Source organism: Romboutsia sp. 1001285H_161024_C4, assembly GCF_015550185.1.
GTDB classification, from domain to species: Bacteria; Bacillota; Clostridia; order Peptostreptococcales; family Peptostreptococcaceae; genus Romboutsia_C; species Romboutsia_C hominis.
Window position 1 is genome coordinate 1 of sequence record NZ_JADNAJ010000011.1, and the last position, 14,519, is coordinate 14,519.

Here is a 14,519-nt window from a genome sequence, read left to right on the forward strand (position 1 = left end):
CCAACAGGAAGATTCGTTATAGGAGGACCACAAGGAGATACAGGTCTTACAGGAAGAAAAATAATAATAGATACTTACGGAGGATACTCAAGACATGGTGGAGGAGCATTCTCAGGAAAAGATCCAACAAAGGTTGATAGATCAGCAGCTTATGCAGCAAGATATGTAGCTAAAAATATAGTAGCAGCAGGACTTGCAGATAAATGTGAAATAGAGTTAGCCTATGCAATAGGTGTTGCTAGACCATTATCAGTATTTATAGATACTTTTGGAACTGGAAAAGTTGAAGAATCTAAATTAGTAGAATTAGTAAATAAACACTTCGATTTAAGACCAGGAGCAATAATAAGAGACTTAGACTTAAGAAGACCTATATACAAGCAAGTAGCAGCTTATGGTCACTTTGGTAGAACAGATATAGATTTACCATGGGAAAGAACTGATAAAGCAGAGCTATTAAGAAAAGAAGCATTAGGACAATAATAAATAGAGAGGTAATCTTTTAAAAGATTACCTCTTTATTTATTATTGATTCCAATGATTTCATCATAAAAATAGGCTAAATAATATAAACCTTAATATTATTTAGACAAGTAGTTAATATTTATATAGTAAACAAGCATATATATGTAATGAGATTTAATATCTATAAGGAGGAATTACTATGGGAGGTAAAAGTAGTATTAGTGAGATAATTAAATTTGCAGGAACATATATATCTGTATGTATAGGGTCTGGATTTGCTACCGGACAAGAAATAATGCAATTTTTTTCAGCACATGGGATAGTTAGTATATTGTCAAATTTAATATGTATGGGTTTACTAGCATATTGTGGATCTAGTTTATTAGAAATCGGGAAAACTCAAAAACTAAGAAGTAGCAATGATATATTTACATATTTATGTGGAAATTATATAGGTGGATTTTTTAAATTATTTATGCCTATATTTTTCTTTTGTAGCTTTATGGTTATGATATCAGGGGCAGGAGCATCTATAAATCAATATTATGGGATAGATAAACAAATAGGTTCCATAATAATAGGATTGCTAGCATTAGTATCTGTACTTATGGGAATGAATAAGGTTATAGATATCTTGGGTAATATAGGTCCAATTATAGCTATAATGTCAGTAGGAGTTGGAGTAGTAACTATTGCAAGAAATTATGAATCTCTTTGTGATGTTAATCAAATATTAACAACGATAGATGTTACTAAACCAGTAGATCACTGGTTAACTACAAGCATAATATACACAGGACTAAACCTAATAATAGCTACACCATTTTTAGTTGGAGTAGGTTCTACAGCAAAAAAGAAAAGCAGTTGTATATGGGGAGGCATTATTGGTGGAGTATTATTTATGGCAGCTGCTATAGCTCTTAATTTAGGAATAATGTCTGATATAGAAAATATATACATAACTGAAATACCTACTTTATACATGGCTGACAAAATTGGTCCAATCGTAGGGGCTATGTTCTCACTTATGTTAATTGCGGGAATATATACAACTGCAGTTCCGTTACTATGGACTGTATGCACAAGCTATTTTAAGGAAAAGAGTAGTAAGTTCACAGGCATAGCAATATTTTGTACTGTATTAGGAATAATCGGAGGAAGATTACCTTTTGCAACACTAGTAAAACTTATATATCCACTATCAGGTATGTTTGGAGTTATAATACTAATATCCATATTTGTAAATAAGATAAAAAATAATGTATTTGGTATTAATATTAAATATAAAGGTTTATAATATTTGATATAATAAATACATAATTAAAATACTAAGGAGAAAGATATGACAAAACAGCTAGAAATAGATTATGCATTTGGATATGTTTACGACAAAAGCAAGTTAGTAGTAATGTATCCAGTAGGAAGTAATATAATAGATGAAAACGAATATGAGATGGAAGTTGAAGTTGCTTTCTTAGAAGATGGAATAGAGGTTGCATTTGAAGAAAGTGACATAAAAGAAGCAAATGATACTATAAAACCATTAGAAATGTTTTTGATGAAACCAAGCAAAATAATACCATTTGTAACAAGTATAAAAGACTATGAAAGTAAAGAAGAAAATAAAAAATTATTAAAAGAATTTGATGAAGAATATAAAGTAAAGGAAAGTTACATAAATAAAGGATATGAGATAAGAGATGTATATCATGTATTTGAGAATGTGGTAAAATATATACCTCAAGAAAATTTAGATACTTTAAACATATTAAAAATAGAAAAAGAAAAATTTGATATGGACAAATTCATAGAAACTACTAAAAATAATTTAGATGAGGCTATAAACAGTGAATTAATACCTGTTAATATGGAAAAAAGTAACCTAACAAATAGATTATTCCTTAAAACATCAAAAGATACAAGTGCTAAATATGTAGTATTTGGAACAGATATAAGCACATATTCAGAAGGGATACTTTGTGCAAACAAAGAAATAATAAAAGATATGGATTTAGATATGGGAGATCTTGAAGTATCAAATACAAAAGATGTTGGATATCTTATAGAAGAAGTTGATGGATACCTAACATTTAAAATATCAAATTATAATAGTCAAACACCTAATGGAAATCAACTAGCACAAATAGTAGATTATAGCGGCGTATTTAAGAAAATGATGATTGATTTTATAGGTCAATTTATAAAATAAAGAATATATTTACATAAATAAAAAATAGAAAAAGTGTCTAGATTTATAGATACTTTTTCTATTTTTAATAAAAAAATTAAACATTATTAAAATATAAAGTAAGTTAAATAATAATTTTTCAAAAGTTTATCTATTATCATGTATTAATAATAAATAAGCTCCACCAGCTAGTTGATTATTACAATCTATTCTTCCAACTAAATCATTTCCCTTAGATATATAACCATCAGAGTCAACTTTACCAATAGGCGAATTATTTATATGGTGAGAATGAATAGTACCATCTTCTTCTACTCTCCCAATTGGATTATCACTAAGATCATACATAACATTATCACAAACTTTACCAATAGGACAGTCATGATATAAATGATTATGGACAATGTTATTAGCATCTAATCTTGCAACAGGTCTAGCATTATAAGGAAATCTAACCATTTCAAACATACTTATCACACCTCTCAAAATAAATGTAAAGATTTTGAAAATTAATACAATAATAAAATTCTATATTTATTAACTTACACCTTTTAAATAAAACAAAAATACATAATACATGAATTTAGGTATAAACAACAATATATATAAAATATATTTCTTAAAAAGGTTTTTGATACATATATTTTTATATAAATTATTTTTATAAAGGAGATTATATGTATACTGAATATATTAAAAGAAGGATAAAAGATATAGAGCCTTGGTTAATAGAGGTGAGGAGAGAATTTCACAAGTATCCAGAATTATCATTAAATGAATATAATACTAAAAATAGAATATTAAATTACTTAAAAGAAATGAATATAGAGTATACAGAATTTGAAAAACACAACGGAGTTATGGCTTACATTATAAAACCAGAAAATAAGATAACTATAGGAATTAGAGCTGACATGGATGCGTTACCAATAAATGAAGAAAACGAAATTAATTATAAATCAAAAAATAAAGGTGTAATGCATGCTTGCGGACATGATGCTCATATAGCTATGCTACTTGGAGCATGTAAGATTTTAAATGATATGAAAGATAAGTTACATGTAAATGTAAAATTTCTATTTCAACCAGCAGAGGAAACAGTAGGAGGAGCAAAATTTTTAGTAGAAGATAGATGTATGAAAAATCCAGATGTAAATTATATGTTTGGATTACATGTAATGCCATATTTAGAGACTGGATATATAGAGACAAAATATAATATATTAAATGCAAGCACTGATAGTTTAAAAATTATTATAAAAGGTAAAAAATCTCATGGAGCATACCCAGAATCAGGAAAGGATGCTATAGTAGTAGCTTCTAGTATAATTTTAGCACTACAAAGCATAGTAAGTAGAAATATATCACCATTAGATAGTGCAGTTTTGACAATTGGCAAAATTATGGGAGGAGAAGCTCAAAATATTATATGTGAAGAGGTTTCAATGAATGGAATATTAAGAACAATAAACAAAAATACAAGAAAAGAAATGATAAAAAGGATAGAAAATATAGTATCAGATATATGTAGAGCATTTGATTGTAAAGGAGAAGTATTATGGGGAAGCGATGGGTATCCTCCTGTAGTAAATGATGATTATCTAGTAGATATAGTAGCTGAAAGTACAGAAAAATTATTTGGAAAAGATAGATTTATACTAAAGGAGAAGCCATCTTTAGGAGGAGAAGATTTTTCTTATTATTTAGAAGAATGTAAAGGTGTTTTTTATCATATCGGTTGCAGGAATAGTAATCAAGAGGTTACTCAGCTTCATACTTCTACATTTAATATAGATGAAAGATGCTTAGAAGTAGGAACTCTAATGCATATAGCAAATGTTTTATATTTTAATAAAAATTAATTATAAAATTTTGTATATAGAAAAATTAAATAGTTAAACTTAAAAAATAAAATTTAAATTTATTTGTTGTTTTATATATTGACAACTATGTATAAAAATGTAATAATAAATAAAAATGAAAACAAAATAATACTAAATCAGCTTTAAAATAGTCCAGAGAGACTAAAAAGATATTAATGTTTACACTAGTAGTATAGAAATTACTATCCTTTTATCATGCTGATAAAAGGATTTTTTTATGAAATAAAAAAGTTTTATCTTTGGACAACTTAAAAAGGCGGGGTTTTGAATAAAACTAGGAGGATTTATCATGACATTTAAAAAGTTAGTATCATTAGCAACTGTAACTGTATTATCAGCATCATTATTAGTAGGATGTTCAGGCGGAGAAAGTGAAAAGAAAGATGATGGTAAATTAAAAATAGCTATGGTAACAGATGTAGCAGGAGTAAATGATCAATCATTTAATCAATCTGCATGGGAAGGTCTAGAGAAGGCAAAAAAAGATTTAGGAGTAGATGTTACATACTTAGAATCAAAGCAAGATTCAGACTATGCAAGTAACATAGAAACTTTAGTAGACCAAGATACAGATTTAATACTAGGGGTAGGTATGAAATTAGCACCAGCTATAGAAGAAGCAGCTAAAATGTATCCAGACCAAAAGTTTGCTTTAATAGATGAAACATATAAAGAAGTACCTAAAAATGTAGAAGCAGTGCAATTTAACTCAGAACAATCTGCATATTTAGCAGGTATAGTTGCTGGTAAAATGACTAAGACTAATAACGTAGGATTTATAGGTGGTATGGAGTTACCAGTTATAGAAGCATTCCAATATGGATATATGGCAGGGGTAAAAGCCACAAATTCAGAAGCTAAAATACAAGTTCAATATGCAAACTCATTTACAGACCAAGCAAAAGGTAAGGCTATAGCTAAGCAAATGTATTCTCAAGGTGCTGATATAATATTCACTGCAGGTGGAGATGTTGGTACTGGAGCTATAGAAGCTGCCAAGGAAGAAGGTAAATATGCTATAGGTGTTGATAGAGATCAAAGTTCTCTAGCGCCTAAAAATGTATTAACTTCAGCTATAAAAAGGGTTGACGTTGGTGTATATGATGTAGTCGAGAAGTTAAAAGAAGATAAGTTTGAAGGTGGAACAACAACAATATATGGCCTAAAAGAAGGTGCTGTTGGATTACCTGAAAGTACTAAAAACTTAGTACCACAAGATGTAATGGATTATGTAAATCAACAAATTGAAAAGTTTGAAAAAGGTGAATTAAAAGCACCTAAAAATGAAAAAGAATATAATGAAATGGTAAATCAATAGAATAATTTTTAATCTACTATAACTATAAAAATAGAGCTATCTTATAAGATAGCTCTATTTTGTATTTATTAATATTAAGCTAAGCCTAATATGTTAAATAAACAAGTTGTCATAAAGCAAATTGTAAATGCTATTACAGTAGGTAGTAAAAATCCGATTAAAGTCCATTTAGCACTACCTGTTTCCTTTTTTATAGTAATTAAGGTAGTAGCACAAGGCCAATGAAGTAAGCTAAATAACATAACATTAAGTGCTGTTAGATAAGTCCATCCATTATCTCTTAAAACTGTTCCTAAAGCTGAAAGTTCATCTAATTCAATCATTGAACCTGTAGCCAAATAAGACATTAGTAAAACTGGTATGACTATTTCATTTGCAGGTAAACCAAGTATAAAGGCCAGAAGAATAAATCCATCAAGACCTATAAATTTAGCTATTGGATCAAGGAAATTTGCTACATGAACTAGAATACTCATGTCTCCTATATAAATATTAGCAAATACCCATGTCACAATACCAGCAGGTATGGCAACTATAATTGCTCTGTATAAGACAAATAAAGTTCTATCAATAATAGATGTATATAAAACTCTTCCTACTTGAGGAGTTCTGTATGGTGGAAGCTCTAGTGTAAAAGTAGAAGGAACTCCTTTTAATAGTGTCTTTGACAACCCATAAGAGACTAAAAGTGTTATTAATATACCAAATACTACTATCAAAGCAATGCAAAGAGCAGTTACTATACTTGTAGAAGTGGAACTTGCAATGGCTGAAGAGAAAAATATTGTAGCTACAGCAATCAAAGTTGGAAATCTACCATTACAAGGAACAAAGTTATTGGTAAGTATTGCAATTAGTCTTTCTCTTGGAGAATCAATTATTCTACAACCTATAACACCAGCAGCATTACAACCAAATCCCATACACATAGTAAGACATTGTTTACCATGACAACATGCTTTTTTAAATAAATGATCTAAGTTAAATGCAACTCTAGGAAGATACCCAAAATCCTCAAGTAAAGTAAATAGTGGGAAAAATATTGCCATAGGTGGCAACATTACAGAAACAACCCAAGCCAGAGTTCTATACATACCAAAAGTAAGCATTTCATTTAACCAAACAGGTAGATGTATAGTTTCTAAAAAATTATATATATGTGGTTCTATACCAAAAAGTACATTAGATATCATCTGTGAAGGATAGTTTGCACCTTGTATAGTTAACCAAAGTATAAAAGCAAGACACAATAGCATTAAAGGAATTCCAAATACTTTAGATGTAATAATCTTATCTATTTTATCATCTCTCTTGTACTTTATATCACTTTTTATATTTATAGATAAATTATATAGTTCAGAAGCATATTCATAATTAGTCTTACTTATACTATCTCTTATTGATTTTTTATCTATATTTAGTGGAAGTTTTGATTTAATTAAATCAATTGATTTGTTACAGTCACCATCTACATAGTCATTCATAGATTTATAAATACTATTATCTCCATCAATAAGCCTTAAAGCAAGCCATCTAGATTTTATAAAAGGAATATATTCTTTTAAGTCTTTTTCTATAATACTTACATAACTCTCAATTTCTTTATTATATTTTATAATTTTATTATTATACTCGTATTGATTTAATACTACTTTATCTAAAGTACATAAAAGTTCATCAATTCCTTTTTTATTTCTAGCTGATGTCAAAACAACAGGTATTCCTAGATATTTTTCTATTTTGTCCTTATTAATAGAAATACCTTTTTTCTCAGCTTCATCAATTAGATTTATGCAAAGTATAACTTTATCAGTTAATTCCATAATTTGAAAAACTAGATTGAAATTTCTTTCTAAAGATGTAGCATCAGCAACAACAATAACTGCGTCTGGATTTCCAAAACAAGCAAAATCCCTAGCCACCATTTCTTCCTGTGATGCAGCAAATAGAGAGTAAGTACCTGGTAAATCTACTAAAGCATATTCTTTATTATTGTATTTAAAATCCCCACGAGCAGTGCAAACTGTTTTACCAGGCCAATTGCCAGTATGTTGCTTTAAGCCGGTTAAAGTATTAAAAACAGTACTTTTACCAGTGTTAGGGTTACCAGCTAAGGCAATGACATACTGGTTGGGCTTTCTTTCAATGTCAAACATATCTTTTAAGGATTTTGCTTTTGTAGAGTCATGAGTTAAACCCATAATAAATCCCCCCTTTATAAAACTAAAAATTAAATTCTAGAAACAATAATGTTATCTCCCTCTTCTTTTCTAAGGGCTATTTTTGCTCCTCTTATATCGTATACTGTTAAATTATTTTTAGGTCCTTTTCTTATAACATGAACTAATGCACCATCTGTAAGACCTAGAGCAAGCATTCTTTCTCTTATATATCCATCAGTTAAAAGTTGTTTAACTATAACTGTAGAGTTTATATCTATATCACTGAGCTTAGTCATAATGCACCTCCATAAAATTCAAACTTAGTCTAAGCTAACTTTCACACTAAATACTATGAAAAAATTATAAGAAATGTTACATAAAAGTACTATTAAAAATAGGCATTTAATATATTTAATATAAGACACATAGGAGGTTAAAACAATGAATAATGAGTATTACACATTTAATGAATATATAAAAAATAATAAACTTAGTCCTAGCGAAGAAGACTATATTGAGATGATATATAGATTATATCTAGAAAATAAGAAAATTAAAGTTGCTGAAGTTGCATTAGCGCTAAATGTAAAAATACCATCAGCAAGTAAAATGGTAAAAAGGCTGAGCGGTAAAAATTTATTGGAACATGAAAGATATGGATGTATAAATTTAAGTCGTGAAGGCAAGAAAATTGGAGAAAAATTATTAAAAAGGCATGACACTATAGAATCGTTTTTAAAAATTATAGGTGTTCAAAATAATCTTCATGAAGAAACTGAAAAAATTGAACATACTATTAGGGAAGAAACATTAGAAAAAATAAGTTTATTAGTAGGATTTTTAGGTGAAAATAAATCTATATTGAAAGAGTTTAAAGACTATATATTAGAAAAAGGCGATGCATATTAATAAAAATAACTAATAATTAAATATATATTGTTAAAAATAACTTATAGAATGATTGAATACAAAATATTAAATTTAACATAAATTGAACAAAAGAAAAGGAGACATACTTTATGAATAAGGATAGCATAAAAGTTATTCCACTTGGAGGTCTTGGAGAAATAGGAAAAAATATAACTGCGATAGAGTATAATAATGAAATAATCATTATTGATTGTGGGATATCTTTTCCGGATGAAGATATGTATGGAGTAGATTTAGTTATACCAGATATACGATATCTGTTAGATAAAAAAGATAAAGTAAAGGGAATGTTTTTAACACATGGACACGAAGACCATATAGGAGCTATACCATATATATTAAAACAGTTAAATATACCAGTATACGGAACGAAACTTACAATAGGACTAGTAGAGAATAAGTTAAAGGAACATGATTTGTTAAATCATGTAGATTTAAACCCTGTAAAAGCTGGTCAAAGTATAAAATTAGAAAATATGAAAATAGAATTTATCAGGGTGACTCATAGTATAGCCGATGCGTGTGGATTAGCCATACACACACCTTTAGGTATAATACTTCATACAGGAGACTTTAAGATAGATTACACTCCTATAGATGGGCGAATGACAGATTTAAACAGAATAGCTACACTGGGCAAAAAAGGTGTACTACTTTTAATGGCAGATAGCACAAATGTTGAAAGAAGTGGACATTCTATATCTGAAAAAACTATAGGAGAAACATTAAATAGAATTTTTACAAATGCTAAAGGAAGAATAATTGTAGCTACATTTGCTTCTAATATTCATAGAATGCAACAGATAGTAAATGCATCTGTAATGCAAAATCGTAAAGTAGTATTTAGTGGGAGAAGTATGGAAAATATATCTCAAGTAGCTATGGAACTAGGATATTTGCATATACCTACAGAATACATAGTAGATATAGATGATATAAGTAAGTATCCAAATAATGAAATAACTATAATAACAACAGGAAGCCAGGGAGAATCAATGGCGGGTCTTTCTAGAATAGCTTATGGATCACATAGAAAGATAATTATAGAACCAGACGACTTTTTTATAATATCTGCATCACCTATACCTGGTAATGATAAGTTAGTTTCTAGGGTTATAAACCAATTATTTAAAAAAGGTGTAGATGTTATATATGAGGATTTAGAAGAAATCCATGTGTCAGGACATGCCTATCAAGAGGAGTTAAAGCTTATTCATAGCTTAGTTAAGCCTAAGTACTTTATGCCAGTACACGGAGAATATAGACACTTAAAACATCATAAAGATTTGGCTATAAAGTTAGGAATGAAGCCTCAAAATGTATTTACCTTAGAAACTGGACAAGTGTTAGAAATAACTAATGAAGGGGTAAATGCAAATAAAAGAGTTCATACAGGGGTTATATTTGTAGATGGTTTAGGAGTTGGTGATGTAGGAAATATTGTACTTAGAGATAGAAGAGATTTAGCTAAAGATGGAATGGTAACTATTGTAGTTGCTATAAATAGAGATAGTTATAGTATAGTAGCAGGTCCAGACGTAATAACTAGAGGATTTATATACGCTAGAGAAGCAGAGGATTTAATAAATAAAATAAAGGAGGTATCAAAAGAAGAGATAGAAAAATGCCTAGAACAAGAAATATTGGAGTGGCAAATACTAAAAACAAATATTAAAAGATCCATAGAACAATTGCTATACCATAAAACTAAAAGAAGACCTATTGTTTTCCCTATAATAATGGAAGTATAGTATATAAAGATATATTAAATAATATAACAAAAAATTAAAAAGCCTTCTATTTGTTTATTTTAAACTAATAGAAGGCTTTTTAATTTTTTACTACTTATTAGAGTTAGAAAGTGCTTTTGAGTACCACTTTAAAGATTTAGTATAGTCTTTTTCAATACCAAGTCCATCTTTATACATATTAGCTACTTTTATCTGTGCATATCCGTTCCCACCTTCAGCTAATTTAAGGTATATATCAAATGCTTTAGTATAGTCGATTTTACCTAAAGTCCCATTATAGTAGTTATCAGCATCTATTAGTCTTTTATCCTCAATATCATCGCTAAAATTAGAATTTTCAATAACTAACTCTTCAAAGTTGCCAAAATCTTCAATAGTGTAAGGAATATTAATATCATTATTCATATTTATATTAGAAAAATCTAAGATATCATTATTAATCCAATAATTTAATGCTTTATTATAGTCTTTATTTTCTCCATAGCCATTATAGTATAAATAGTCCAAAACATCTTTGGCTAATATATAGCCTAAATCGACAAGTTTCTCTAAATAGGCATGAGCTTTACAATAGTCTTTTTTATCTTCAGAGAAAACATAGATTAATGCTAGGTTAAACATAGCAGTTAAATTTCCTAAATCCTTAGCCTTTTCAAAGTAATATACACTATCTTCTAAATTTTTATTTACCCCTTCTCCATTAAAAGATAAAACACCGAGCATGTTAAAAGCTTCAGCTATATTAAAAGTGGAAGCTTTTAAATATAAACCAAATGCTTTTTTAAAATTTTTTTCTACATCTAGACCATAATAGTATATATTTCCTAAATTAAAAAATCGAATCCCATTATTTATATATTTATTTTCTGTATTTATAAAACTCAAATATATCTCCTCCAATAAAGTTACATAAGACTTTAACACTTATTATATTACTAAATATAATATGAATGAAATTTATAAAGGGTGAATTAAAATATACTATATGTAGGACTATAGTGGAATTGTTTACGATATAGAAATTACCATATAAAATGAAAAAGGTTAAGGTTATAGGCATAGCTGAGAATTATGTATCTCATTATGTTTAGATGTTTAACAAATACTATATAAAGTTTAAATTATGTAGTTATTATAATGACAGTATCAATAGGAGCTTTAGCCTTTATGCTTCTTTATAAACTGGCAAATGTAAATATTTCAGAAATAATGAGAAAAGTAATTACGATAAAAGTCTTGGGATTTTATGATAATGAGGTAAGTATTTATATACAGAGAAAGTATAATGTTTGGTAGAATAGCAGGTTACAAAAGTTATATAATTGCATTTATATTTAAAATAGTATTATGATTAATTATCAATATATCCATGTATCATAATTAAAAAATGTAGAAATAGTGGAATTTCTCAAATCTGTCGATTAATGATGTAAATTGCAAATATAAAATTATATCAAAAATAAACCGTCCTACATAATATATCTTAAGAGTATAAAAACTCTAGAATATAAATGACAACAGGAGGTAAATATATGAGTAATATGTTAGACAGATTCTTTGGAGGCTGTGAAGGTGGATTTGGAGCATGGTGGATAATAGTACTATTTTTCTTATTCCTAGCATTTGGAGATGTATGGTGTGAAATAGATATATGTTCATGGATACCATTTTTAATATTATTATTAATAATATGTGGACAAGAAGGATTCTTTGATTGTTAAATTAAACTAAATATAATTAAATTAAAAGCTAAGAGTAAAATCTTAGCTTTTTAAATTATTTTAAAACAAAACTTAAAAAAATAAGTATTTTTGCTGATTTACTTGTATATTTTAATATATTTGTGAATACTTAATATATATAAATATATATATTAAAAATACAAAAAATAATCTTGAAATATTGAAAAGTTGAATGTATAATATAACCTTAAAGTGAAAATAAGAGAAAAAATATTACATTTTTAAACAAATTTCACTAATACGAATAAAAATATATATAAAAATACGGTTATCAAAAATTAAATAATTTAGTGAGGTGCAAAGATGAAGATAGGATTCGATCACAAGAAATATCTAGAAGAGCAATCAAAATATATCTTAGAAAGAGTTAATAATTTTGACAAACTTTATTTAGAATTTGGTGGTAAGCTAATAGGAGATTTACATGCTAAAAGAGTATTACCAGGTTTTGATGAAAATGCCAAAATAAAAGTACTTCAACACATAAAAGAAAAAGTAGAAGTTGTGATATGTGTTTATGCAGGAGATATAGAAAGAAATAAGATAAGAGGAGACTTCGGTATAACTTATGATATGGAAGTTCTAAGACTTATCGATGATTTAAGAAGTTACGAATTAGATGTAAACAGCGTTGTTATAACAAGATATGAAGGACAACCTGCTACAACAGTTTTCATAAATAAATTAGAGCGTAGAGGAATAAAAGTATATAAGCATGCCCCAACAAAAGGTTACCCAACAGATGTTGATACAATAGTAAGTGATGAAGGATATGGAGCAAATCCATACATAGAAACTACTAAGCCTATAGTTGTTGTTACAGCTCCAGGTCCAAATAGTGGTAAGCTTGGTACTTGTTTAAGTCAGTTATACCATGAAAACAAAAGAGGAAATGCTGTTGGATATTCTAAATTTGAAACATTCCCAGTATGGAATGTACCTTTAAAGCATCCTTTAAATATAGCTTATGAAGCAGCTACAGTAGATTTAAAAGACGTAAATATGATAGACTCGTTCCATCTTGAAAAATACGGTGAAATGTCTGTAAACTACAATAGAGATTTAGAATTATTCCCAGTTCTTAAAAAAATAATCGAAAAAATAACAGGAAAAGAATCTATATATCAATCACCAACAGACATGGGTGTTAATAGAGTTGGATTTGGTATAGTAGATGATGAAGTTGTACAAGAAGCATCTAGACAAGAAATAATAAGAAGATATTTCAAGACTGCTTGTGAATACAAAAAAGGACAAGTTGATAAAGGTGCTTTTGAAAGAATACAAGTTATAATGCAAGGACTTAACTTAAAGCCAGAAGATAGAACAGTTGTTATGCCAGCAAGAGAGTACAGCAACAAATTAAAAGAAGCTGCAAATAAAAATGATATGTGCCCAGTTGTTGCAATAGAATTAAATGATGGGGTAATACTTACAGGTAAAGGTTCAGAATTAATGGATGCAACTGCAGCAGCAACATTAAATGCTATAAAACATTTAGCAAATATAGATGATGAATTACATCTAATATCACCAGCTATACTTGAGCCAATTGTAAACTTAAAAACTAAAACTTTAGGAAGTAGAAATCCGGAGTTAAGTTGTGAAGAAGTTTTAACTGCACTTAGCATATGCGCTGTTACAAACCCAACTGCACAAGTTGTACTTGACAAATTACCTTTATTAAAAGGAGCTCAAGCACACTCAACAACTATATTAAGTAAAAGTGATGAACAAACATTTAGAGAACTTGGAATAGATGTAACATCTGATCCAGAGTATCCATCGCAAAATCTTTACTACGCAAATTAAAAATTGATATAAAAAATCAGACCATATTACAAATAGTAGTATGGTCTTTTTGTATACAATTACAAAATAAAAATAAATATAAAAATACGGTCATCAAGAACTAAAAATAACTTAGTTCCTTGGAATAACTATTTTAAAGGTTTTTTCAAAAATTTGCAAGTTATTTTTTAAAAAACTTTAAATAATATATAAAAAGCAGAATTGAGGCAAATAAAATATAAAAATAAACCAAAATTAATGTAAGATATATATATAAATCAAGATTTAA

Annotated in this window: 13 protein-coding genes; 9 read left to right on the forward strand and 4 right to left on the reverse strand. The window is 28.1% G+C overall.

Translation table 11 applies throughout. From position 1 onward, the window contains the following. From I1959_RS13365 to I1959_RS13375, 3 genes are all read left to right on the forward strand, one after another. On the forward strand, positions 1–483 hold a 483-nt coding region (locus I1959_RS13365; protein ID WP_195238431.1), incomplete at its 5' end, for a methionine adenosyltransferase domain-containing protein. 181 nt (positions 484–664) lie between these two features. Further along, positions 665–1,762 carry a YkvI family membrane protein gene (locus I1959_RS13370; protein ID WP_195238548.1) on the forward strand — a complete coding sequence of 366 codons (1,098 nt, stop codon included), beginning with the start codon at positions 665–667 and terminating at the stop codon, positions 1,760–1,762. A gap of 45 nt (positions 1,763–1,807) precedes the next feature. After that, on the forward strand, positions 1,808–2,674 hold the full coding sequence (locus I1959_RS13375; RefSeq protein ID WP_166504850.1) for a hypothetical protein: 867 nt from the start codon (positions 1,808–1,810) through the stop codon (positions 2,672–2,674). Positions 2,675–2,800: 126 nt separating this feature from the next. On the opposite strand, the gene I1959_RS13380 is transcribed toward I1959_RS13375, so the two are convergent. Beyond that, entirely contained in the window at positions 2,801–3,121 is a 321-nt protein-coding gene (locus I1959_RS13380) for a hypothetical protein (protein ID WP_166504851.1), read from the reverse strand. A 209-nt stretch (positions 3,122–3,330) separates the two neighbouring features. Here I1959_RS13380 and I1959_RS13385 point away from each other — a divergent pair, with 209 nt between their 5' ends. Next, positions 3,331–4,515, forward strand: coding sequence for a M20 metallopeptidase family protein (locus I1959_RS13385; RefSeq protein WP_166504852.1), 1,185 nt, complete (start codon positions 3,331–3,333; stop codon positions 4,513–4,515). Between the two features lie 310 nt (positions 4,516–4,825). After that, positions 4,826–5,854, forward strand: coding sequence for a BMP family lipoprotein (locus tag I1959_RS13390; protein ID WP_195238550.1), 1,029 nt, complete (start codon positions 4,826–4,828; stop codon positions 5,852–5,854). Positions 5,855–5,928: 74 nt separating this feature from the next. On the opposite strand, the gene feoB is transcribed toward I1959_RS13390, so the two are convergent. After that, positions 5,929–8,055: a ferrous iron transport protein B gene (gene feoB / locus I1959_RS13395; protein WP_166504854.1), complete on the reverse strand. Its 2,127-nt coding sequence runs from the start codon at positions 8,053–8,055 to the stop codon at positions 5,929–5,931. Between the two features lie 29 nt (positions 8,056–8,084). Further along, positions 8,085–8,312, reverse strand: a complete 228-nt coding sequence (locus I1959_RS13400; RefSeq protein WP_092923120.1) for a FeoA family protein — start codon at positions 8,310–8,312, stop codon at positions 8,085–8,087. Between the two features lie 145 nt (positions 8,313–8,457). Between I1959_RS13400 and I1959_RS13405 the strand changes: the two genes are divergently transcribed. Both I1959_RS13405 and I1959_RS13410 read left to right on the forward strand, forming a co-directional pair. Continuing rightward, positions 8,458–8,925 (forward strand): metal-dependent transcriptional regulator, encoded by a 468-nt coding sequence (locus I1959_RS13405; RefSeq protein ID WP_092923123.1) that lies wholly within the window; start codon positions 8,458–8,460, stop codon positions 8,923–8,925. Between the two features lie 110 nt (positions 8,926–9,035). Next, entirely contained in the window at positions 9,036–10,697 is a 1,662-nt protein-coding gene (locus I1959_RS13410; RefSeq protein ID WP_195238552.1) for a ribonuclease J, read from the forward strand. A gap of 90 nt (positions 10,698–10,787) precedes the next feature. On the opposite strand, the gene I1959_RS13415 is transcribed toward I1959_RS13410, so the two are convergent. After that, positions 10,788–11,582 carry a tetratricopeptide repeat protein gene (locus I1959_RS13415; protein WP_166504857.1) on the reverse strand — a complete coding sequence of 265 codons (795 nt, stop codon included), beginning with the start codon at positions 11,580–11,582 and terminating at the stop codon, positions 10,788–10,790. 656 nt (positions 11,583–12,238) lie between these two features. On the opposite strand from I1959_RS13415, the gene I1959_RS13420 reads away from it, so the two are divergent. Next, entirely contained in the window at positions 12,239–12,418 is a 180-nt protein-coding gene (locus I1959_RS13420; RefSeq protein WP_092923302.1) for a hypothetical protein, read from the forward strand. 324 nt (positions 12,419–12,742) lie between these two features. Further along, a complete protein-coding gene (locus tag I1959_RS13425) occupies positions 12,743–14,251 on the forward strand; it encodes a DUF1846 domain-containing protein (RefSeq protein ID WP_092923132.1) in 1,509 nt (502 codons plus the stop codon). The last annotated feature ends 268 nt before the right edge of the window (positions 14,252–14,519 follow it).